The sequence below is a fragment of the Flagellimonas lutimaris genome (assembly GCF_003581615.1).
Taxonomy (GTDB): Bacteria; Bacteroidota; Bacteroidia; order Flavobacteriales; family Flavobacteriaceae; genus Flagellimonas; species Flagellimonas lutimaris.
On record NZ_QXFH01000004.1, the window covers coordinates 185,504 to 206,583 of the forward strand.

Sequence of the window (21,080 nt, forward strand, 5' to 3'; positions counted from 1 at the left end):
CTATTTTGAAGCGACATAAATGGATGCTACACCCATGGTCTGTGGTTTGTTCTCTACACCTATAAACCCAATTTTCTTCAAAATATTGTTGAAAGCTTCCCCATGAGGGAAAACAGACGCCGATTCACTCAAGTAAGTATAGGCGGATCTGTCCTTGGAAAATATCTTACCAATGATAGGCATTATGTGCTTGGTATAGATTTTATACCCTTGTTTAAAGGGAGTTTTGGTAGGAACCGAGGTTTCTAAAACCAAAAAATGGCCTTCAGGCTTTAATACACGATAAATTTCTTCCAGTCCTTTTTCCAGGTTTTCAAAATTTCTTACTCCAAAAGCTACCGTAACGGCATCAAATGAATTGTCTTCGAAGGGGAGGTTTTCACTATCACCGACCACCATTTCAATTATATCCTGTAATTTTTTGTTGTTGACCTTAGTTTTTCCTACTTCCAACATTCCAGGGGAAAGGTCTAGGCCTACTATTTTTTCGGCACCTGTTTGTGTCATGGCAATGGCGAGGTCACCAGTACCTGTAGCAATGTCCAATATGGAATTCGGGGATTTATCTTTTAGAAAAGACACGATACGCTTGCGCCATTTTACATCCGTTCCAAATGAAATTACACGGTTAAGACCATCGTAATTTCCTGATATATTATCGAACATCTGTTTTACCTGCTCTTTTTTACCGAGCTCAGATTCTTTGTAGGGTGTCACCTTTTTCGACATCACTTTAATTTGCTGGCAAATATACAACTTAGCATAAGGGATGTAGACAAAAATATTTGTGTAATTTTGCCCATCAAAGGGATTTAATTTCCGTATTTGGTTAAAAGTATGCGGTTTACGTAACGCATACCATTCTTAGTATCATTTGTAGCGTACAAATTGAATTTATTTAAGAACACATCCTATTCTAATCAATGAGAATCATTATTGCAGGTGCTGGTGAAGTGGGATTTCATTTGGCGAAATTATTGTCCTACGAAGCACAGGAAATCACTTTGATTGATACCGACAAGGAAAGACTATCCTATGCCGATAACCATTTGGATATTCGTGTACTTCGGGGCGATGCAACATCCATTCAAGTTTTACAGGACGCCCAAGTGGGTGGTTCCGACCTTGTGATTGGCGTTACCGCTTCGGAAACTACCAATTTGACCCTTTGTGTTCTTGCCAAGCAATTGGGATGCAAACGTACCATGGCCAGAATTTCCAATACGGAGTTTATGGATAATCGAGAGCTTATCAAGTTTGAAGAGCTGGGTATTGATGAGCTTATATCCCCAGAGCGTTTGGCCGCTATGGAAATCCAATTGATGCTCAATCAATCCGCCTTTAATGATACCTACCAATTTGAAGAAGGGCTGTTGACCATGTTCGGGGTAATTCTACCCAAAACGGCACCCTTTGTAGGAAAGATGGTAAAGGAGGCGGCTAGAATTTTTCCTGAGCTTAATTTTATGCCCATCGCACTGCAACGAACAGGAACCCAATTTACTTTAATCCCAAGAGGAGACACTATTTTTAAAGAAGGTGATCAAGTGTACTTTATTACTTCGGATAAAGGTGTAGAGGAATTGTACAAGCTTTCTGGAATGCAAAAGCAGGAAATTAAAAACGTTATGATTCTTGGAGGGAGCAAGGTAGGTTACAAAACGGCGCGAGACCTTTGCAATAAAAAGTTCAACGTGAAACTTATTGAAAAGAACAAGGAAAAGGCTTTTGATATTGCCGATGAACTACCCCATGCTCTTGTAATTAATGGTGATGGTCGAAATGTGGAGTTGTTGGACGAAGAGAACTTGGAATCCATGGATGCTTTTATTGCTGTAACGGGCAATTCTGAGACTAATATTATGTCCTGTTTGGTTGCCAAGAGCAAAAAGATTAAAAAAACAATTGCCTTGGTAGAGAACATGGACTATTTTCAATTGTCCCATTCTATCGGGGTGGATACGCTCATAAATAAAAAACTCCTTGCTGCGAATAGCATATTTAGATATATCCGAAAAGGGGAGGTGCTTGCCCTTACCCGTTTGAACAATTTAAACGCTGAAATTTTGGAGTTCGAGGTAAAAGCATCTTCATTAGTGAATGGTGAGATTATCAGAGAGTTGAACTTTCCGAGAGAAGCCAGTATAGGAGGAGTCATAAGAAATGGAAAAGGAATTATTGCCTTGGGTGACTTTAGAATTGCCGAAGGGGATAAGGTAGTGGTCTGCTGCTTGCCAAAGGCCATACCAAGGATAGAAAAGCTGTTCTTATAATGAAGCTCAACACAAGAATCATTATTCACATCATGGGGCTTTTGTTGCTTTGCAATGGGTCCTTTATGCTTTTAGCGGCAATTGCCAGTGGTATTTATAAAGATGGAGCTACCATGGATATTATGTTGGCTGCCATTGTCACCATGCTTTTCGGAATTATGGCCATGTTCTACACTCGGGGTCATAAAAAGGAGGTCAAAAAGAAAGAAGGGTATATCGTAGTGACTTTTGGATGGATTGTGATGTCCATATCAGGAATGTTGCCCTATCTCTTTTCAGGTTCCATACCTTCGATAACCGATGCCTTTTTTGAAACCATGTCGGGCTACACTACAACGGGAGCATCAATTTTGGATGACATTGAATCCCTTCCTGCAGGGATTTTGTTATGGCGAAGCCTTACCCATTGGATTGGAGGAATGGGGATTATTGTACTGGCCATTGCCATTTTACCGCTATTGGGTATTGGTGGTATGCAGTTGTTCGCGGCGGAAGCGCCTGGTCCCGGAGGGGATAAGCTTCATCCAAGAATTACGGATACTGCCAAAAGATTGTGGCTCATCTATTTTGGCTATACGGTTTTGGAGACCTTTTTGTTGAAATTTGCCGGTATGTCGTTTTTTGATGCCATCAACCATGCCTTGGCAACGATGTCGACAGGAGGGTTCTCTACAAAAAATGCGAGTCTAGCATTTTGGAACGATCAACCTTTGGTTCAATACATCATCATTTTGTTCATGTTTTTGGCAGGGAGCAATTTTGTACTTAGTTACTTTGCGTTAACGGGTCGTGTGCAGCGCATTCTCCGAGATGAAGAGTTTAAATATTACTTTGGATTTATAGTGATATTTACCATTATTGCTGCGTTAGGCGTATATTTTAGAGCAGATGTCCCTGTTTCTGACTTTCACCCAATGGTCTTGGGTAAAGCGGAAAGTGCCTTTAGGCATACCTTGTTTCAGGTAGTCGCGGTAATTACTACCACTGGGTTTGTGTCCGCAGATTTTACTTCTTGGACGCCATTTTTGACCGTATTCTTTTTTGGTTTGATGTTCCTTGGCGGTTCTGCAGGTTCCACCGCGGGTGGGATCAAGGTAATGCGCCACCTGTTGATTATTAAAAATGGTATTTTGGAGTTTAAGCGAACATTGCATCCCAATGCAGTAATTCCCGTTCGATACAATCAAAAAACCGTTACAGAGCATATAGTGTACAATGTAGTGGCCTTTTTTGTGCTATATATGTTACTATTTATAATCGGCTCGCTGGTCCTTGGTTTCTTGGGCTTGGATTTTGTATCTGCCGTTGGAGGCTCGGCTTCTTCTTTGGGTAATGTAGGTCCTGCTTTAGGTAGTTTGAATCCTGTGAGTAATTATAATAGTTTGCCACCAGCAGGAAAGTGGTGGTGTGGTTTTTTAATGCTTTTAGGTAGATTGGAATTATTTACCGTACTGATTGTACTTACCCCTTATTTCTGGAAGAAGACCTAATAAAAAACCTCTCGAAGTTAAACTGCAAGAGGTTTTTAAAATTGATAATGAGCTGCTGAATCATCAAGTTCAGCATGAATCTTAATATGTTTAAAGTACTGCCTTAATTCGAGCAATGGCTTCTTTCAATTCTTTTTCTGATGCTGCGTACGATATACGGATGCAGTTTGGGTTTCCAAAAGCTTCACCAGTTACCGTGGCCACGTTGGCATGCTCCAATAAATACAGTGAAAAATCTGAAGCATTGTTTATAGTAAAGCCGTTCAAGGTTTTTCCAAAAAATGCGGAGATATCAGGGAACACATAAAATGCTCCTTCTGGCACGTTGAGGTTAAAGCCTTCTATTTCCCCCAAAAGGCCAAGAACAAGGTCTCTTCTTTCGTGGAACTTGTCGATCATAAATTGGATTTTGCTCACAGGGGCCTCTAACGCAGTAATAACCGCACGTTGTGCAATAGCATTGGCACCGCTGGTTACCTGTCCTTGCAGTTTGGTACATCCTTTGGCGATCCATTCGGGTGCTCCAATATAACCGATACGCCATCCAGTCATGGCGAAGGCTTTGGATACCCCATTCACAGTAATAGTTCTGTCGTACATGCCATCAATACCAGCAATACTTACGTGTCCGCCTGCAAAGTTGATGTGCTCATAGATTTCATCCGATACTACATAAATATCCGGATATTTTTTGAGCACTTCGGCCAAACCTTCCAATTCTTCTTTGCTGTACACCGAACCACTAGGGTTGCATGGTGAACTGAACCAAAGCATTTTGGTTTTTGGAGTAATGGCAGCTTCCAACTGTTCGGGGGTCATTTTAAAATCGGTATCGATTTGTGTGAGAACCTCTACGGGGACTCCTTCTGCCAATTTTACAATATCGCTATAACTTACCCAATACGGAGCGGGCAGGATTACTTCATCACCTGGATTAAGAACCACCATGGCCACATTAAAGAGCGATTGCTTCGCTCCTGTGGAAACCACGATTTGGTTCAATCCATAATCAAGGTCATTGTCTCTTTTGAACTTGTTGGAGATAGCAGTTTTTAAGTCTGCGTATCCATCAACAGGCGTATAACTGCTATAATTATCGTCAATGGCCTGCTTTGCGGCATCTTTGATAAAATCAGGAATATTGAAGTCGGGTTCCCCCAAACTCAAACCGATGATATCTTTTCCTTCATTTCGTAATTCCCGTGCTTTGGCGGCCATGGCCAAAGTTGCTGACGTGGACATGTTCTGGACCCTGTCAGATAAATGGTTGCTCATTGGTACTTCGTTTTTTACTGATATTGAAGCGAAGGTTTTTTACCTAGCTCCTTTAAGTGTTTGAAGTGCGAAATTATAGCTTTTCTGGTAGTTTTATATTCGTGGTACGGTAAATTGAACTCCTGAGCAGTCTGTTTCACAATTTTGGAAATATTTGTGTAATGTATGTGACTGATGTTCGGGAATATGTGATGTTCTACCTGGTGGTTCAACCCACCAGTAAACCAGTTTACAATTTTGTTTTTGGTTCCAAAATTCACTGTAGTGAACAATTGGTGAATGGCCCAAGTGTTTTTCATGTTTCCTTCCTCATCTGGTAGTGGAGTTTCGGCATGATCAACAATGTGTGCCAACTGGAATACAACACTAAGGATCACTCCAGCTACATAATGCATGATAAAGAATCCAAGTAGCACCTGCCACCAAGCAATATCAACAAAAATCAATGGAAGCACGATCCAAATGGTTATATAAATCACTTTGGTAATAACCAATGTGCTCCAGTTGATTACTGGGTTAGGTAGTTTTCCGTAGCTCAATTTCCTCTTCATGTAACGGTACATTTGCTGGAAATCTGTAGTAATGGCCCAGTTAAAGGTCAATAGACCATATAGTAAAATGGAATAGTAATGTTGAAATTTATGGTGTTTTCTCCACTCAGCGTGTTTTGAGAATCGAAGTATTCTTCCGGCTTCCATATCCTCATCATGTTCGTGGATGTTTGTGTAGGTGTGGTGCAGTACATTGTGCTGAACTTGCCAGTTGTATACATTTCCTGCCAAGATATAGATGCTGCTTCCCATGAGTTTATTCACCCATTTTTTGTTGGAATAGGCCCCGTGATTACCATCGTGCATCACGTTCATTCCAACTCCGGCCATCCCAACTCCCATGGTAATGGAAAGTAGCAGGTAGCCCCAGAAAGGCAGGTTTAAGGTTAACATTAAAAAATAGGGGGTCAAAAAAATGGCAAACATCACTATGGTTTTCAAGTGAAGTTTCCAGTTCCCGGTTTTCTTGAGGTTATTTTCTTTAAAGTATTCGTTTACTCGCTTGTTCAGTGTTCTGAAAAATTGTGCCGAATCCTTTCTTGAAAACCGGATGGTATTCTTATCCATATAATAAATTTTTACAAAGGTAACTAAAATGCTTCTCTACAGTTAGCTAGTTTTGTTAGAACGGTGTTAAGGTTATTAAAAGTATTAGCTTTGCTAAAATTAAGGGTTAAGTTATGAAAGCTGATCTAATTTTCAAATATTTTACGACGCTCAACGAGGAACAAAAGGTGCAATTTTTCAAATTAGAGGCGTTGTACCAAGATTGGAACCAAAAAATAAATGTGGTCTCCAGAAAGGATATCGACGAGCTATACCTAAGGCATGTACTTCATTCTCTGGGGATTGCCAAGATTCAAGTTTTTAATGAAGGGGCAAGTATTTTGGATGTGGGAACAGGGGGAGGATTTCCTGGTATCCCGTTGGCCATTTTATTTCCAAACGTGAAATTTACACTTGTTGATGCCATTGGAAAAAAAATAAAGGTGGTGAATGAGGTGGTGGAAGGACTTGGGTTGGAAAATGTCGAAACCCATCATTCCCGTGTTGAGGATATTCCCGGACAGTTTGATTTTATTGTGAGTAGGGCTGTGGCTGCTATGCCCACTTTTGTACACTGGACGAAAGGAAAAATTAAAAAAGACTCTGCGCATCAGCGCAAAAATGGCATACTTTACCTTAAAGGCGGAGACCTTACGGAAGAACTCGAAGGGTATGAAACCGTTCAAGTCTTTGATTTGAATGAATATTTCGAAGAAGATTTCTTCGAGACCAAAAAAGTGGTGTACTTGCCTCAGAAGTTTAAAGGCTGATTATATACTGTACATCCGTTTATACACCAATCTACATTTTCTGGCGTAGTCCTTGGCGGACTGCCATAATTGCTGATATTTTTTAATCATCAATCTCCCCCATGCATTGATTCTAGCTGTCATAACTAATTGATTTAGGAATACTAATTTAGTTTAATTACGTTTAATTTACAATTAGTTAACGTTAAATTTACATATAAATTGTGTATCGATTCTCTTTTAAGTCGTTCTTAGGGTTGTTAATGTGTTGATATATAGATGGATATGTCTTATTTGTATAGGGTGTTTTTATCAGCCTGAGCAATATCTACAAAAAGCTGCCCCATTTTTGCACAAACTAGATTAAAGAACACTTCTCCTTTTTCTTTAGAAGCTTTGCTAGGATCGCCCACTCCGGTGTCTTCGCTAATTTTGGACCAAGGTCGCTCTGTCCAAGCCCATCCTTCGGAAAAGGCTTTGACTTTGTTTTTAAGCTCTTTTCCATCTCCCCATTCATCTCTGGGTAATACTAATTCCGGTGTTAGATGGAGTATAAGACTGGTTTCCATCTCATCGGCATGGTCGCCAGGAAGCTCAAAAATGCCTGATTCGCTACCTAGTTTGAACCAATTGGTGACGCAAAGGAACATATCAGGAAAAAGGAGTCCCAATTCTCGGACAATGGCTTTCCAATTGTTGCCTCCATGACTGTTCAAAATCATGAATTTGTGCACACCTTGACGGTTCAATACCGTAAGGATATCTTTTAGAACCGCAAATTGTGTGCTTGGATTTAGGTTCATGTCCAAATAAATATCGGATTGACCTGTATTAACTCCAAATGGGATAGTCGGGAGTACGACGACCTTGCTTCCCTTTTCCCAAGCTATTCTGGCTGATTCTTCTGCAATGGAAGTACCCTCGATAACATCGGTAGCGTAGGGTAGGTGGTAGTTGTGTGCTTCGGTTGCGCCCCAGGGCAGTATGGCCAAGTCAAATGATTCGTCTTTTAGGTGTTTCCAATTGGTTTCGGCTAAAATATAGGGTCTGGGCATATTTCTATGGGTTAGATTAAATAAAAAAGGCCATCATTATATAATGATGGCCTTTAAATTAGGTGTTTTTGGTTTTATCCCAAAAATGGATATCTATAATCTTCAGGAGTCACAAAAGTTTCCTTGATCAATCTAGGCGATACCCAACGTAAGAGGTTCTGCATGGAGCCTGCTTTATCGTTGGTTCCCGATGCTCTGGCACCACCAAAGGGTTGTTGTCCCACAACCGCCCCGGTAGGCTTGTCATTGATGTAGAAGTTACCGGCACAGTTTTGCAATGCCCTTGTAGCTTCGTCAATGGAGTATCTATCTCCTGATAATACTGCTCCTGTTAATCCATACTCGGATGTGCCGTCCACCAGCTTCAATGTTTCGCTCCAATCTTTATCCTCGTATACATAAATGGTCACTACTGGACCAAATAACTCGGTGTACATGGTCTCGTACTTTGGATTGGTAGTCAATATCACCGTTGGTTCAATAAAGTATCCTTTGGATTTATCGTAATTACCACCAGCGATTACTTCGGCATCATCATCTGCCTTGGCCTGATCAATATATTTGGCCAGTTTGTCAAAAGCACCTTCATGTATTACCGCTGTGATAAAATTGCTCATGTCCTCTGGCGAACCAGGTTTGTTGAAAGAGGCAATGTCTTTTTTGACCAATTCCAAAATCTCATCGGAGGTGGACTTGGGCAAGTAAACCCTTGATGCGGCACTACATTTTTGTCCTTGGAACTCAAAAGCGCCCCTGCTGATGGCTGTGGCCACCTGTTGAGGTTTGGCTGTTGGGTGGGCGATGATGAAATCCTTACCGCCTGTTTCCCCTACAATTCTAGGATATGTTTTATAGTTATGGATGTTGTTTCCAATTTGTTTCCAAAGCGATTTGAATACATCGGTGGAACCTGTGAAATGGATTCCGGAGAAATCAGGACTTGATAAAACGGTATCCGAAATCATTACCGGGTCTCCATACACCACATTGATAACACCATCTGGAAGTCCAGCTTCCTTGAAAACGTCTACAATTACCTTGGCAGAATATACTTGACTGTCACTAGGTTTCCATACCACTACATTCCCCATCATTGCGGCACTAGCGGGAAGGTTCCCTGCAATGGCTGTAAAGTTGAACGGGGTAATGGCGTATACAAAACCTTCCAAAGGACGATACTCCACTCGGTTCCAGACACCTTCGGAGGATTCCGGTTGTTCACCATAAATTTGCGACATGTACTCTACATTGAATCGCAGAAAGTCTATGATCTCACAAGCCGAATCAATCTCGGCTTGGTAAATGTTCTTGGATTGTGCGATCATGGTCGCAGCGTTCATCTTGGCACGGTAAGGTCCTGCAATGAGTTCAGCAGCTTTCAAGAAAATCGCTGCACGTTGTTCCCAAGTTAAATTGGCCCAAGCATCCCTAGCTTCCAAACAATTGGAAATGGCTTTTTCCACATGTTCTTTTTCTGCCAAATGGTAATGGCCAACAATGTGCTTGTGGTCGTGCGGGGGAGACATAGGCTTCGTATTGCCTGTTTTTATCTCTTCGCTTCCAATATAAAGTGGTACATCCACTTTATCGTTGTAAAACGCTTTATATTGTTTTAGTACTTCTTCTCGTTCGGGGGAACCTGGAGCATAGCTCAGAACAGGTTCATTGTATGCGGTCGGAACTTGAAAAAATCCTTTTCCCATAAAAATATTTTTAAAGATTAACAATTCTATCAAAGGTAGTGAAACCTATAACGAATATAAAATGATGCTGGTTAGTTTATGGCGAAGGGAGCAGCGAACTTAAATGTTGGGATTTCAACCTGAAACTCTTCTGCATTGGTGAAGTTGACCATGTCATAATGTCCACGCATAGCGCCTACAGGTGAAGCTAATAGGCATCCGGAGCTATAGGTGTGCGATTTACCTGGTTTTATCACTGGCTTTCTGCCAATTACACCTTCTCCATCTACGGTTTCCATTTCTTTGAGGGCGTCAAATACATCCCAATGCCTTGCCGTAAGCTGTACGGTATCCTTACTAAGGTTTTCGATGGATATGGTATAGCCGAACGCATAGTGCACTTTATAGTTTTTGAAGAAAGTACCTTCAAAAGAGGTGCTAACCGATACTTTAATTCCTTTAGTTACCTGTGTAAACATATCAATTATAGGTAAAGACACTTCCCGTAAACGTAGCTATGATCGTGAGAAAGGCCAAAATCATAAATATGGTGTTCAGAAAGATGTATTTCACAATAGTTTTAAATCTTCCTTGTCCATAAAATTTTCGCATTGCCTTATATAGGTAAAAGCCGAAAATCAGCAGAAAGATTCCTGAGCTGTTTGCATCGAATAGGGTATCCAATGTAAAGCTAAGGATCAGCAATATAAATAAGAGTGATTGATTGTGAAAGCTAAAAATAAGATGATCGGTGTAGGTATAATTATTTCTGATGTAAACCAGCGAAATGAATACTGTGAACACTGGTAAAAAGAAAAATATGATAAAAGGGAGCTTGGATATGGTGTCATTGATCCATGTTCCAGGTTGGCTCAATACTTTCAAGACGCTGTTGGAAAAATTGAAAGCCATCTTATTGGTGGTGCTTTCGTCTATATTGTATTTAGCTTGTGCCTGTCCAAAGTTGTAAAGGGTGTCTTTTTTGATGGCATATCCAAAAAATTCAGCTTTTCTAGAAAATGCGCCCATGCCTGATTCTTTTTCAAGACTTTTAAAATAGCCTGCTGGATTGGCATTCATAAAAGAATCTTTTTGCTTTTTCTTTTCATTTGCTCCTTGCATAAAAACTCCCAAGGAATCCAAATACTTCAATTGTGATGACATTTCTGGGTCATCGGTATTAATGGAGTCGAACTTTTGCAGGCCTGCCAAAATCTCGGGGTTCCTTTTTTTTATTGAATCCAACTTTTTCATGGCTTTTTCGGATTGCTCTTTCATGGCAACACTGTCCACTTCCAAATCACCCGAACCCAAGTCAAAGCTAATGGGACCATTATATATGGTGCCATCAAAATCTTTGGCGGCTTCATCTAAATTGGCGAACTGGTTATTGTAGGTAACCATCAAAAAATATAGGAAGGCCAAACTCAATAAAAACCGGAATGGATTGGTGTAGGTAATTCTTTTGCCATTTACATAATCCTTAGTTATTCTTCCTGGCCTTAACAATAGGGCGTAAAGTGTGGTTAAAAGCTTGGAATCGTAATTGATCAAGCTGGAGAAAAACTCATCAAAAAAATCTTTGAGCGTGAGTTTTTTGGTGCTATTGGCTTGGGAGCAGTTAGGGCAATACTTGTCGCTTATATCCAGTGGGTGTCCACAGTTCAGGCATTTTACACCCCTAAACTTGAGTTCGTAGCGACCTTTGGTGATCAAACCATCTTTTTTCCCCATGCCTTTTCTTTAGGATTTGGGTCTAAAGATAATTAATTGCTGATATTTCTAGAGTTTACGGAGCCGATACCTATTATACTATCGTACATATCCCCAAAATCACGGTAATAAACTAAAATGAGATAGTTGTTTTCGGTAAAGTGGAAGTTGCCGCTGACAATATTGGGTTCAATGGTTCCATTTTCCCTTTGCACAACGTATTTATAATTGTAGAAACCTTGCTTTATCATAAGGGTCGCCTCAAACTTTCCGGTTTCTTCGTTGAAAATCATTTTGTTTTCCTCGCCCAAATCATAGTTGTTGAACTTTCCGATTACATATACACTGTCCAATCCAATTTGATTGGTGTAGGGCAAGCTAAAATGTACTTTGGAATATTCCGCTTCTCTAGAAACATCATCCCCTTGGAGTGTGCGTACCACAAAATCCCCATTAATGTCGGGGAAGTAGGTGTACTCCTTGTCGTACCGATATTCATTGGTAAATAAATAATGGTGGTACACATCTCTCATCTCGATGTTGGATATGGCAAAAGTTGGGGAGCGAAGGTCTTTGGTGTCAAAGTTCAAATATTCGTTTCCACCAAAAAAGCTGGTTTCCTCATTGTATTTGTAAACAAGCTCGGTGCCAATAGTGAATTGGGGTTTTATATTGTATAGTGCTGTGGGCCAATGATGATTTTGTATGATGGCAACCTTTACTTCTTTTTTTGGGTTGACAATTCTAAAAGAAGCCGTGTTAATGTTAAACTGCACTACTTGCTTTGTATTGATGAAGTTGAAGTCTCGCGACCTTTTTACAACGCCTGCAATGGAAACGGCATCTCGGAATACAACAAACCTTCTTGAAAATTGGAGGTCGCCGTAACTATTGTAGATTTCCAGTACATAGTTGCCCGTAACCTTTAATTTAACATTTTCGTTCGGGATTGTGAGCCGATAATTGGAGTAAGGCTGTAGGGTGGTGTAGCTGTTTTCGTAGTCTATAATGCGTTGGTTGTCGGCTCCGTCCAAATATTGTGATTTTAGCAATTGCGATGGGGTCCAATCGTAATCACAATGGATAATTTTGTAGTAGTAATCTTGCTCATTGGCTGTTAGGTCATCAAACTCCAAAGTCATGGATTCCCCAAGTTGTATTACGGGAAATTGGTCTTCTGTAGGACCTTTAAAAACTACGGTTTTGATGTTTTCCGGCGGATTCACCTCTTTTACAACTTGTCCAAAAGTAGAAGTGGTAATAAAAACCGATAGGGAGAGAATGTAGGTAAAGCGCATCAAGGACAAAAATTTGGAGTAAAGGTAAACAAAAAGTATGCCCAGTGAATTAAGCTCGGTATAATCCCAATTTTATGGTTAATTATTATGAAAACAATCCTTTTAGTGCTATTTTTGCGTCCGATTTTGATAATAAAAGGTCTACAACAATATGTCTAAAGACATCCGGATTAGAAAGGGGTTGAACATCAACCTCGTCGGGGCTGCAAAGCAGACTGTTTCCAAAGCCGTTACTAGTAACGTGTATGCCCTGAACCTAGATGATTTCCACGGAATCACTCCAAAAATGTTGATAAAACAAGGAGAAGAAGTAAAAGCGGGCGAACCCCTCTTTTACAACAAGAACAACGAAGAAATGCACTTCGTTTCTCCAGTTAGTGGAGAGCTTGTGGAAATTGTCAGGGGAGCAAGGAGAAAAATCTTAACACTTAAGATTCTTGCCGATAAAGAACAAAATTACATGATCAATAAGGTGCCGGATTTGGATACGGCGGATGGAGAAGCCATTAAATCCTACCTCTTACATTGTGGTGGCTGGCCCTTTATCAAACAAAGACCTTATGATGTGATCGCTGATCCCAGTGTGACCCCAAAAGCAATTTTTGTTTCGGGATACGCCACGGCACCATTGGCGGCTGACCCTGACTTTGTTTTAAAAGACAAAGAGCAGGAGATTCAAGCAGCAATAATGGGTCTAAGCAAACTTACACCTGGAAAAATCCATGTTTCCATTGGAAAATCCAGCAGGTCGCCTTTCAATGATATTAAAGGAATAGAGCTTCACAAGGTTTCTGGGCCTCATCCAGCAGGTTTGGTAGGTACGCAGATCAACAAAATCGATCCCGTTAACAAAGGTGAAACGGTTTGGACTTTGTCCCCACAAGACCTTGTTATGGTTGGTGAACTTTTGCTGACCGGTAAGTTCAATGCAGAAAGAATTGTGGCCCTGGCTGGTTCTGTGATAAAGGAGCCAAAATACTATACAACAAAAATCGGAGCCGAAATCTCTACCTTTTTATACGCAAGTGGTGTAAATGAGGATAGATTTAGATTGATAAACGGAGATGTGCTAACGGGAACCAAAACAAACACCGAAGGGCATCTTGGATTTTATAACAATACGGTAACCGCTATTCCGGAAGGTGATGACTACGAATTTTTCGGATGGAACAAGCCAGTATTTGATAAAATTTCTACTACAAGAGCATTGACCTTTTCTTGGTTGTTGCCTAAAAAGAAATATGATTTGGATACCAATACCAATGGAGAGCATAGAGCTTTTGTGGTAACTGGGCAATACGAACAAGTTTTTCCAATGGATATTTACCCTCTTCAATTGTTGAAGGCTTGTATGGTAAAAGATTTGGACGAGATGGAGCAATTGGGTCTCTATGAGGTGGCTCCGGAGGATTTCTCTTTGACAGAATTCATATGCATATCAAAACAACCACACCAACAAATAATCAGGGAAGGATTGGATTTGTTGCAAAAAGAACTTGGATAATATGGGAATGAAAGAAAAATTACATCAGTTAAAACTAAAGTATCAGGGCAAAAAAATGGCTCCGGCCTTTAATGCACTGCATACGTTTCTTTATACACCAAACGAAACCACACATTCTGGTGCTCACGTTCGCGGTGCGGATGACTTGAAGCGTACCATGAACACCGTAATTTTGGCCTTGGTGCCATGCCTGTTGTTCGGTATGTTCAACGCAGGATATCAACATTACTCTGCAATCAATGGTTTTCCAGAGAGCTTCTCTTTGTTTGATCATTTCTTGACATGGGATAACTTCTTGGTGGGAATCACTACGGTTTTGCCTTTAGTGATAGTTTCTTATGGAATTGGACTTGGTATTGAATTTTTGTTCGCTGTGATCAAAGGTCATGAGGTTGAAGAGGGATACTTGGTAACAGGAATGTTGGTTCCTTTGATTGTTCCTGTAGACACACCACTTTGGATGTTGGCCATTGCGGTAGCCTTTGGTGTAGTAATCGGTAAAGAAGTTTTCGGCGGTACCGGAATGAATATATTAAACCCTGCGTTGACCATACGTGCATTTTTATTTTTCGCTTATCCAACTTGGATGAGTGGTGATAAAGTTTGGGTACATGGAGCGGTTGAGAGAGCAGGGACGGCGGATGCCATTTCTGGTGAAACCGTTTTGGGTTCATTGGCACAAGGTTCGGATTATAGTTATTCTTTGGCCGATATGTTCTACGGATTTATACCGGGTTCTGTTGGTGAAACATCAACCTTGTTGATAATATTAGGAGGTCTTTTCTTGGTCTTCTCAAAAATAGCCTCTTGGAGAATTATGGTGAGCGCCGTAGTTGGAGCTTTGGCCATGGGACTCATATTTAATGGAATTGTAGATGCTGGTTGGTTACCGGAGTATAGCAAGTTCTATACCCTAATGAGTTTTCCTTACTGGCAACACTTGTTAGTGGGAGGCTTGGCCTTCGGTATTGTATTTATGGCTACTGACCCTGTTACCGGTTCTCAGACCAATAAAGGTAAATGGTACTATGGATTTTTTATAGGGTTCCTATCGGTAATGATTAGGGTTTTCAACCCTGGATACCCAGAAGGTGTATTCTTGGCCATCTTATTGATGAACGTATTTGCACCTACCATCGACCATTATGTGGTAAGAGGTAACATTAAAAAGAGATTGAAACGATTTAAGACAGCAACCATATATCCAAACGCTTCGGATGAGGTTGATTCACTAAAAACGGAAACAGCTTAATTATGGCAATCAATACTGATAAAAATAGCTACACTGTAATATTTGCAGTCTTAATGGTTGTTGTTGTGGGGTCGCTACTAGCTTTTGTTGCATCTGGCCTTAAGCCAAAGATTGATGAGAACGAACGCTTCGAAAAGCAACAGAACATCCTATATGCCATGGGGGTAAACAATAATGAAGGTGAAGGCGATGTTTCTTTCATTCCTACTACAGAGGTAGAAGATGAATTTTCAAAATATATAACCGAGCAATTGGTTTTAGAAGGTTCGGAAGCTGTTGAAAAGGAGAACGCTTACCTTATTGATGTACAAAAGGAGTTGGCCAAAATCAAAAAAGGAGAAAAGGCTGAACTTCCATTGCTTATCGGTGAAAAGGATGGAGAAAAATTCTATATCATCCCTATGTACGGAAAAGGACTTTGGGATGCCATTTGGGGTTACCTTTCTGTGGATGAAAATATGGAAATAAAAGGTGTTTATTTTGATCACCGAGGGGAAACTCCTGGACTGGGAGCGAATATCAAGCAACGCTTTTTTATGGATGACTTTAAAGGGGAATCCATTATGGATGGCAATACTTACGCAGGTGTTAATGTTGCAAAAGGCAACAACGATCCTTTGAACCAGGATAAAGAAGATAACGCTGTGGATGCATTGGCAGGTGCTACCATTACAGGTAATGGAGTAAGTGCAATGATCAAAGAAAGCCTTAAGCTTTATAAACCTTATTTACAAACTATCAGAACCAATTAATATGGCGCTACTATCAAAAAAAGATGCAAATCTTATAAAGGACCCATTAGCGGATAATAACCCGATTACCATTCAGGTATTGGGTATCTGTTCTGCATTGGCAATTACTGCTGAGCTTAAAGCTTCTGTGGTAATGGCAATATCTGTGTTGTTTGTACTGGGTGTTGGTAACGTGGTAATATCGCTCATACGTAATATTATCCCCGCAAAAATTAGAATTATTGTTCAGCTGGTTGTGGTTGCCGCATTGGTAATCATTGTAGATCAGGTGTTGAAGGCGTTTGCTTACGAACTTAGTAAAACCCTCTCTGTATTCGTTGGACTTATTATCACCAACTGTATTATTATGGGACGTTTTGAAGCTTTTGCTTTGGGCAACGGTCCATGGAAAGCATTTTTGGATGGTATCGGTAACGCATTGGGTTATGGAATAATTTTAGTAATCGTTGGTTTCTTTAGGGAACTATTGGGGTCTGGAACGCTTTTCGGAATGAAGGTTTTGGGAGACCCTGTCGCTAAAACAGGCTTGTACTCCATAGGCTATGAGAACAATGGTTTTATGATTATTCCACCAGCAGCATTGATTGTTGTGGGAATCATAATCTGGGTACAACGCTCTAAGAACAGAGCATTAATTGAAGAAGCATAAACTAAGGAAGCATGTTAGAGCATTTAGAACTATTTTTTAGATCAATCTTCGTAGACAATATGGTGTTTGCGGTCTTTTTGGGGATGTGTTCCTATTTGGCCGTATCCAAAAAAGTATCCACTGCCGTTGGATTGGGTGCTGCCGTAATCTTCGTTTTGGGAGTTACCGTTCCTTTGAACTGGTTGTTGGATAAATATTTATTGCAAGATGGAGCCTTGGTTTGGTTAGGTCCAGAGTATGCGGATTACGACCTTAGTTTCCTATCATTCATCCTATTTATTGCAACCATCGCGACCATGGTTCAGTTAGTAGAGATTGTGGTCGAGAAGTTTTCTCCATCATTGTATAACTCATTGGGTATTTTCTTGCCTTTGATTGCAGTAAACTGTGCAATCTTGGGAGGTTCTTTATTTATGCAGACGCGTGAGATTCCAAATATTGGGTTGGCCTTAAATTATGGCATAAGTTCCGGTATTGGATGGTTCCTTGCCATTTTGGCGATAGCTGCCATTCGTGAAAAAATTAGATACTCCAATGTGCCAGCGCCTTTGCGTGGTTTGGGAATTACGTTTATAATCACAGGTTTAATGGGAATTGGTTTCCAAAGTTTTGGTGGTATGCTTACGGGAGATAATGAGCCGCCAGAGGAAACTCAAAGCACAACCGTTGAAACTAAGGAAGAAAAAGAAATTAAAAAGGAGATTGAGGACAAGGAAGAAGCAATCTCTTATAACGAAGCCTTAAACAAATAAAGATGATATTAGCCGCAAGTACCGGAGGTACTATCTTAATTACCGTAGTAGCATTTCTTGTTTTGTTGTTATTGCTAGTGGCACTTTTGCTGTTCACTAAAGAAAAACTATCTCCATCAGGTCCAGTGACGATTACCATTAATGGTGAAAAGGAATTGGAAGTTGGTTCAGGAGGATCTTTGCTTTCTACTTTGGGTAACCAAAAAATATTTTTACCATCCGCTTGTGGTGGTGGTGGAACTTGTATCCAGTGCGAATGTCACGTACTTTCGGGTGGTGGTGAAGCATTGCCAACTGAAACTCCTCACTTTTCAAAGAAGGAACTGCAAGAAGGTGCACGTTTGGCCTGTCAGGTTAAGGTAAAACAGGACATGGATATTACCATTCCGGAAGAGGTGTTTGGTATCAAAAAATGGGATGCTAAAGTGGTACGTAACTATAACGTGGCCTCTTTCATTAAGGAGTTTGTTGTGGAGATTCCAGAAGAAATGAATTACAAGGCAGGCGGTTATATCCAGATCGAGATTCCACCATGTGAAGTAAAATATTCAGATATAGATATTACGGCTCACCCAGAGGAGCACGAAACTCCGGACAAATTCCAAGCGGAGTGGGATAAATTCAACTTGTGGCCATTGGTCATGAAGAATCCAGAAACTGAGGAAAGAGCCTACTCCATGGCATCTTACCCAGCAGAAGGAAGAGAGATTATGTTGAACGTTCGTATTGCGACCCCACCGTGGGATCGTAGCAAAAACGGATGGATGGACGTGAACCCAGGTATTGCTTCATCTTATATTTTTAGTTTGAAGGAAGGTGACCCTGTAACCATTTCAGGTCCATTTGGTGAATTCTTCATCAATGAGTCAGATGCGGAAATGCTTTACGTAGGTGGTGGTGCTGGTATGGCCCCTATGCGTTCTCACCTGTATCATTTGTTCAAAACATTGAAAACAGATAGAAAAGTGACCTATTGGTACGGTGGACGTTCCAAAAGAGAGTTGTTCTATATTGACCATTTTAAGCAATTGGAGAAGGATTTCCCTAACTTCAAGTTCTATATGGCACTTTCTGAACCAATGGAAGAAGATAATTGGAAGGTCAAGAAGGATATTAATGATGAAGAAGGAGATGGTTTTGTTGGATTCATCCATAATTGTGTTATTGATAACTACTTGAACCATCACGAAACGCCCGAAGATATTGAACTTTATTTTTGTGGACCACCATTGATGAACAAAGCTGTTCAAAAAATGGGTGAAGATTTCGGTATTCCAGATGAGAATATCAGGTTCGATGACTTTGGAGGATAAAACCAAGATTATTAGCACCTCGAGCATTGTCGAGAGGTATAAATAAAACCAAACCGATGCTCCAAGCATCGGTTTTTTTGTTACCTATGGGAAGAGAATTAACAGAACAAGAACTACATAATTTGGCAATGAATATCGTTGGGCGAGAACTCGAGGACAATGGTTTTGAGTTTATGGCCATTAATAGTAAGCCTAAGAAAAACCCACAGTATGTATGTCTTAAGGAAAAGGTACTGCACTTTATAGTGGTGCGTAATGTGGAATTTCCACTAGACCCACGAGAATATGATGAGGAGTTGATGCAGACAGTAAAGGCACATGCGGAAAAGTTTGAGGCAAGAACCTATTTTGCTGGGGTAGGGCTTTCCAATGCAGCCGACAGAACCGAGCCCCTGTATCTGGATGAAGAATATGTTGTCGATTATCAAGGTTTAATTGAGATATAAATGAAGAGCAAAATATTGTTTTTAGGATTGGTGGTACTTTTTTTCAACTGTGCACCAAAGGAAAAGGTTAAGAATCGAACATGGGGAAATGCCCTCGGAACTACCTATTCCATTATTTATATAGCGGATGAAGAGTTGGACTATCAAAAGGAAATTGATTCTGTTTTTCAAGTACTGAATCAATCCATGTCCACCTATATTCCTTCTTCTGATATCTCTAAAATCAATGAAGGGGATTCCACGATTGTCGTGGATGGTATGTTTAAAGAAGTTTTTGATGTTTCCAGTAAAGTTCATGAAGCTTCCAATGGCTATTTTGACCCTACTATTGGGGTTTTGGCAAATGCGTGGGGATTTGGTCCGGGAGAACAAATAGAGCTCGATAGCCTTCGTGTGGATAGCTTGTTAGGTTATGTGGGATGGGATAAAGTACAATTGAATCAAGATAACACCATAACCAAGTCACATCCATCTATCCGTTTTGATTTTAATGCGGTAGCGAAGGGGTATGCCATAGACCGATTGGGAGCCATGCTGGATGAAAAGGGCATCAAAAATTACTTGGTGGAAGTGGGTGGCGAAGTGTTGGCCAAAGGAACAAATATCGATTCTGGTAAACAATGGACCGTTGGGATAGACGACCCAGAGGTGGAAACAGGTCGTCAGCTAAAACAGATTGTTTCTCTGAAAGATGTGGCCATGGCCTCATCCGGCAACTATCGAAAATTTCGAGTAGACCCTGAAACCGGAGAAAAGTATGTACATACCATTAACCCAAAAACGGGATATACTAAAAACTCCAGTGTTTTGGCAACAAGCGTAGTGGCTAAGACATGTGCAGTTGCCGATGCTTTTGCCACAACCTTTATGGCGATGGATTTGGAAGATTCCAAACAGTTGCTTAAAAACCATGATGAGTTGGAGGCTTACATTATTTATTTGGATGAAAATGGGGAGACCCAAGAATTTTTTACGTCTGGTTTTGAAGCCTTGATCAAGAATTGATTATTTCCGCACCAGGGGAATGATTTCACCCTTTGCCAAACGATATTTTTCGACTTCTTCCTTTGGAAGAGTGTGGGTGTAATCCGCTTCTTCGACTGTGAAGCCTATACTCCGAAGTTTGTCAAAATAGTCTCTTCCGTAAATGCGAACATGATCATACTGGCCAAAAATACGAGCTCGCTCTTTTTTATCAATGATAGTGTCATCCTCAAATGTTTCTTCCCTTTTCAAATCTTGTGGGATTTGAAAGATGCCCCATCCGCCCGGTTTCATAACACGGTAGAGCTCTTGCATGGCTTTGGTGTCATCAGGAATATGTTCCAAAACATGATTGCATAGAATTACATCAAAAGAATCATCCTGAAAGGGTAGATTGCAGATATCTGCTTTTACATCCGCCAAGGGAGAATTGAGGTCGGTGGTCGTATATTCCAAATTGTCCAGCTTTTTAAAGCGATTGAAAAAAGCTTGTTCTGGGGCAAAATGAAGCAACTTTAATGGTTTGCTAAAGAAATCTGTTTCGTTTTTTAGGTAAAGCCAAAGTAAACGGTGTCTTTCCAAGGATAGGGTGGAGGGAGAGAGTACATTCTCTCTGGGATTTTCATAACCGTATGGTAAAAAACTTCTGAAACTTTTTCCATCAATGGGGTCGGTGAACCTGTTTCCCTTTAGCGAAAAAGCAATTAACGGACGTACCCAATAACTCATCTTAATGAGCAAGGGCCTTGGGATAAGATTTAGAAAGAACTTAAAGAGTCGTTTCATTTATTAGCTG

General features: G+C 40.5%; 21 protein-coding genes. 11 read left to right on the forward strand and 10 right to left on the reverse strand.

What is annotated here, in order from left to right:
- The gene (gene ubiE, locus D2V08_RS00845) at nucleotides 1-729 is read right to left on the reverse strand and encodes a bifunctional demethylmenaquinone methyltransferase/2-methoxy-6-polyprenyl-1,4-benzoquinol methylase UbiE (protein ID WP_119606255.1); all 729 of its coding nucleotides are present in this window, start codon (nucleotides 727-729) and stop codon (nucleotides 1-3) included.
- Nucleotides 730-923: 194 nt separating this feature from the next.
- Between ubiE and trkA the strand changes: the two genes are divergently transcribed.
- Together trkA and D2V08_RS00855 are read left to right on the forward strand one after the other, a co-directional pair.
- Nucleotides 924-2,273: a Trk system potassium transporter TrkA gene (gene trkA, locus D2V08_RS00850; protein WP_119606256.1), complete on the forward strand. Its 1,350-nt coding sequence runs from the start codon at nucleotides 924-926 to the stop codon at nucleotides 2,271-2,273.
- Nucleotides 2,273-3,763 carry a TrkH family potassium uptake protein gene (locus D2V08_RS00855; protein WP_119606257.1) on the forward strand — a complete coding sequence of 497 codons (1,491 nt, stop codon included), beginning with the start codon at nucleotides 2,273-2,275 and terminating at the stop codon, nucleotides 3,761-3,763. The genes trkA and D2V08_RS00855 overlap by 1 nt, the downstream gene beginning before the upstream one ends.
- 90 nt (nucleotides 3,764-3,853) lie before the next feature.
- On the opposite strand, the gene D2V08_RS00860 is transcribed toward D2V08_RS00855, so the two are convergent.
- Both D2V08_RS00860 and D2V08_RS00865 read right to left on the reverse strand, forming a co-directional pair.
- Complete coding sequence (locus D2V08_RS00860) at nucleotides 3,854-5,038, reverse strand: pyridoxal phosphate-dependent aminotransferase (RefSeq protein WP_119606258.1); 1,185 nt, start codon at nucleotides 5,036-5,038, stop codon at nucleotides 3,854-3,856.
- A gap of 14 nt (nucleotides 5,039-5,052) precedes the next feature.
- Nucleotides 5,053-6,156, reverse strand: a complete 1,104-nt coding sequence (locus tag D2V08_RS00865) for a fatty acid desaturase family protein (protein ID WP_119606259.1) — start codon at nucleotides 6,154-6,156, stop codon at nucleotides 5,053-5,055.
- Between the two features lie 113 nt (nucleotides 6,157-6,269).
- Between D2V08_RS00865 and rsmG the strand changes: the two genes are divergently transcribed.
- Complete coding sequence (rsmG, locus tag D2V08_RS00870; protein ID WP_119606260.1) at nucleotides 6,270-6,905, forward strand: 16S rRNA (guanine(527)-N(7))-methyltransferase RsmG; 636 nt, start codon at nucleotides 6,270-6,272, stop codon at nucleotides 6,903-6,905.
- Here rsmG and D2V08_RS17625 read toward each other — a convergent pair whose 3' ends face one another.
- From D2V08_RS17625 to D2V08_RS00895, 6 genes are all read right to left on the reverse strand, one after another.
- A complete protein-coding gene (locus tag D2V08_RS17625) occupies nucleotides 6,906-7,028 on the reverse strand; it encodes a hypothetical protein (protein ID WP_262696685.1) in 123 nt (40 codons plus the stop codon).
- 146 nt (nucleotides 7,029-7,174) lie between these two features.
- Nucleotides 7,175-7,939 carry a creatininase family protein gene (locus D2V08_RS00875; protein WP_119606261.1) on the reverse strand — a complete coding sequence of 255 codons (765 nt, stop codon included), beginning with the start codon at nucleotides 7,937-7,939 and terminating at the stop codon, nucleotides 7,175-7,177.
- A gap of 74 nt (nucleotides 7,940-8,013) precedes the next feature.
- Nucleotides 8,014-9,642, reverse strand: coding sequence for an L-glutamate gamma-semialdehyde dehydrogenase (gene pruA / locus D2V08_RS00880; RefSeq protein WP_119606262.1), 1,629 nt, complete (start codon nucleotides 9,640-9,642; stop codon nucleotides 8,014-8,016).
- Between the two features lie 71 nt (nucleotides 9,643-9,713).
- Entirely contained in the window at nucleotides 9,714-10,100 is a 387-nt protein-coding gene (gene apaG, locus D2V08_RS00885; protein WP_119606263.1) for a Co2+/Mg2+ efflux facilitator ApaG/CorD, read from the reverse strand.
- Nucleotide 10,101: 1 nt separating this feature from the next.
- Complete coding sequence (locus D2V08_RS00890) at nucleotides 10,102-11,355, reverse strand: DUF3667 domain-containing protein (RefSeq protein WP_119606264.1); 1,254 nt, start codon at nucleotides 11,353-11,355, stop codon at nucleotides 10,102-10,104.
- A 32-nt stretch (nucleotides 11,356-11,387) separates the two neighbouring features.
- Nucleotides 11,388-12,632: a type IX secretion system plug protein gene (locus tag D2V08_RS00895; protein ID WP_119606265.1), complete on the reverse strand. Its 1,245-nt coding sequence runs from the start codon at nucleotides 12,630-12,632 to the stop codon at nucleotides 11,388-11,390.
- A gap of 151 nt (nucleotides 12,633-12,783) precedes the next feature.
- Here D2V08_RS00895 and D2V08_RS00900 point away from each other — a divergent pair, with 151 nt between their 5' ends.
- From D2V08_RS00900 to D2V08_RS00935, 8 genes are all read left to right on the forward strand, one after another.
- The gene (locus D2V08_RS00900) at nucleotides 12,784-14,136 is read left to right on the forward strand and encodes a Na(+)-translocating NADH-quinone reductase subunit A (protein WP_119606266.1); all 1,353 of its coding nucleotides are present in this window, start codon (nucleotides 12,784-12,786) and stop codon (nucleotides 14,134-14,136) included.
- Nucleotide 14,137: 1 nt separating this feature from the next.
- Nucleotides 14,138-15,388: an NADH:ubiquinone reductase (Na(+)-transporting) subunit B gene (locus D2V08_RS00905; RefSeq protein WP_119606267.1), complete on the forward strand. Its 1,251-nt coding sequence runs from the start codon at nucleotides 14,138-14,140 to the stop codon at nucleotides 15,386-15,388.
- A 2-nt stretch (nucleotides 15,389-15,390) separates the two neighbouring features.
- Nucleotides 15,391-16,140 (forward strand): Na(+)-translocating NADH-quinone reductase subunit C, encoded by a 750-nt coding sequence (locus D2V08_RS00910; RefSeq protein ID WP_119606268.1) that lies wholly within the window; start codon nucleotides 15,391-15,393, stop codon nucleotides 16,138-16,140.
- Between the two features lies 1 nt (nucleotide 16,141).
- Nucleotides 16,142-16,789, forward strand: a complete 648-nt coding sequence (locus D2V08_RS00915) for an NADH:ubiquinone reductase (Na(+)-transporting) subunit D (RefSeq protein ID WP_119606269.1) — start codon at nucleotides 16,142-16,144, stop codon at nucleotides 16,787-16,789.
- A gap of 11 nt (nucleotides 16,790-16,800) precedes the next feature.
- Nucleotides 16,801-17,541 carry an NADH:ubiquinone reductase (Na(+)-transporting) subunit E gene (gene nqrE, locus D2V08_RS00920; RefSeq protein ID WP_119606270.1) on the forward strand — a complete coding sequence of 247 codons (741 nt, stop codon included), beginning with the start codon at nucleotides 16,801-16,803 and terminating at the stop codon, nucleotides 17,539-17,541.
- Between the two features lie 2 nt (nucleotides 17,542-17,543).
- Nucleotides 17,544-18,854 (forward strand): NADH:ubiquinone reductase (Na(+)-transporting) subunit F, encoded by a 1,311-nt coding sequence (nqrF, locus tag D2V08_RS00925; protein ID WP_119606271.1) that lies wholly within the window; start codon nucleotides 17,544-17,546, stop codon nucleotides 18,852-18,854.
- An 86-nt stretch (nucleotides 18,855-18,940) separates the two neighbouring features.
- Nucleotides 18,941-19,300 (forward strand): DUF8840 domain-containing protein, encoded by a 360-nt coding sequence (locus D2V08_RS00930; RefSeq protein ID WP_119606292.1) that lies wholly within the window; start codon nucleotides 18,941-18,943, stop codon nucleotides 19,298-19,300.
- A complete protein-coding gene (locus D2V08_RS00935) occupies nucleotides 19,301-20,305 on the forward strand; it encodes an FAD:protein FMN transferase (RefSeq protein WP_119606272.1) in 1,005 nt (334 codons plus the stop codon). It begins immediately after the preceding gene.
- Here D2V08_RS00935 and D2V08_RS00940 read toward each other — a convergent pair whose 3' ends face one another.
- Nucleotides 20,306-21,070: a class I SAM-dependent methyltransferase gene (locus D2V08_RS00940; protein WP_119606273.1), complete on the reverse strand. Its 765-nt coding sequence runs from the start codon at nucleotides 21,068-21,070 to the stop codon at nucleotides 20,306-20,308.
- Nucleotides 21,071-21,080: the final 10 nt, after the last annotated feature.

What these genes read in the sequence shown, in the direction of transcription:
- ubiE (WP_119606255.1), bottom strand. Translation starts at nt 729, where the DNA reads ATGTCGAAAAAGGTGACACCCTACAAAGAATCTGAGCTCGGTAAAAAA.
- trkA (WP_119606256.1), top strand. Translation starts at nt 924, where the DNA reads ATGAGAATCATTATTGCAGGTGCTGGTGAAGTGGGATTTCATTTGGCG.
- D2V08_RS00855 (WP_119606257.1), top strand. Translation starts at nt 2,273, where the DNA reads ATGAAGCTCAACACAAGAATCATTATTCACATCATGGGGCTTTTGTTG.
- D2V08_RS00860 (WP_119606258.1), bottom strand. Translation starts at nt 5,038, where the DNA reads ATGAGCAACCATTTATCTGACAGGGTCCAGAACATGTCCACGTCAGCA.
- D2V08_RS00865 (WP_119606259.1), bottom strand. Translation starts at nt 6,156, where the DNA reads ATGGATAAGAATACCATCCGGTTTTCAAGAAAGGATTCGGCACAATTT.
- rsmG (WP_119606260.1), top strand. Translation starts at nt 6,270, where the DNA reads ATGAAAGCTGATCTAATTTTCAAATATTTTACGACGCTCAACGAGGAA.
- D2V08_RS17625 (WP_262696685.1), bottom strand. Translation starts at nt 7,028, where the DNA reads ATGACAGCTAGAATCAATGCATGGGGGAGATTGATGATTAAAAAATAT.
- D2V08_RS00875 (WP_119606261.1), bottom strand. Translation starts at nt 7,939, where the DNA reads ATGCCCAGACCCTATATTTTAGCCGAAACCAATTGGAAACACCTAAAA.
- pruA (WP_119606262.1), bottom strand. Translation starts at nt 9,642, where the DNA reads ATGGGAAAAGGATTTTTTCAAGTTCCGACCGCATACAATGAACCTGTT.
- apaG (WP_119606263.1), bottom strand. Translation starts at nt 10,100, where the DNA reads ATGTTTACACAGGTAACTAAAGGAATTAAAGTATCGGTTAGCACCTCT.
- D2V08_RS00890 (WP_119606264.1), bottom strand. Translation starts at nt 11,355, where the DNA reads ATGGGGAAAAAAGATGGTTTGATCACCAAAGGTCGCTACGAACTCAAG.
- D2V08_RS00895 (WP_119606265.1), bottom strand. Translation starts at nt 12,632, where the DNA reads ATGCGCTTTACCTACATTCTCTCCCTATCGGTTTTTATTACCACTTCT.
- D2V08_RS00900 (WP_119606266.1), top strand. Translation starts at nt 12,784, where the DNA reads ATGTCTAAAGACATCCGGATTAGAAAGGGGTTGAACATCAACCTCGTC.
- D2V08_RS00905 (WP_119606267.1), top strand. Translation starts at nt 14,138, where the DNA reads ATGGGAATGAAAGAAAAATTACATCAGTTAAAACTAAAGTATCAGGGC.
- D2V08_RS00910 (WP_119606268.1), top strand. Translation starts at nt 15,391, where the DNA reads ATGGCAATCAATACTGATAAAAATAGCTACACTGTAATATTTGCAGTC.
- D2V08_RS00915 (WP_119606269.1), top strand. Translation starts at nt 16,142, where the DNA reads ATGGCGCTACTATCAAAAAAAGATGCAAATCTTATAAAGGACCCATTA.
- nqrE (WP_119606270.1), top strand. Translation starts at nt 16,801, where the DNA reads ATGTTAGAGCATTTAGAACTATTTTTTAGATCAATCTTCGTAGACAAT.
- nqrF (WP_119606271.1), top strand. Translation starts at nt 17,544, where the DNA reads ATGATATTAGCCGCAAGTACCGGAGGTACTATCTTAATTACCGTAGTA.
- D2V08_RS00930 (WP_119606292.1), top strand. Translation starts at nt 18,941, where the DNA reads ATGGGAAGAGAATTAACAGAACAAGAACTACATAATTTGGCAATGAAT.
- D2V08_RS00935 (WP_119606272.1), top strand. Translation starts at nt 19,301, where the DNA reads ATGAAGAGCAAAATATTGTTTTTAGGATTGGTGGTACTTTTTTTCAAC.
- D2V08_RS00940 (WP_119606273.1), bottom strand. Translation starts at nt 21,070, where the DNA reads ATGAAACGACTCTTTAAGTTCTTTCTAAATCTTATCCCAAGGCCCTTG.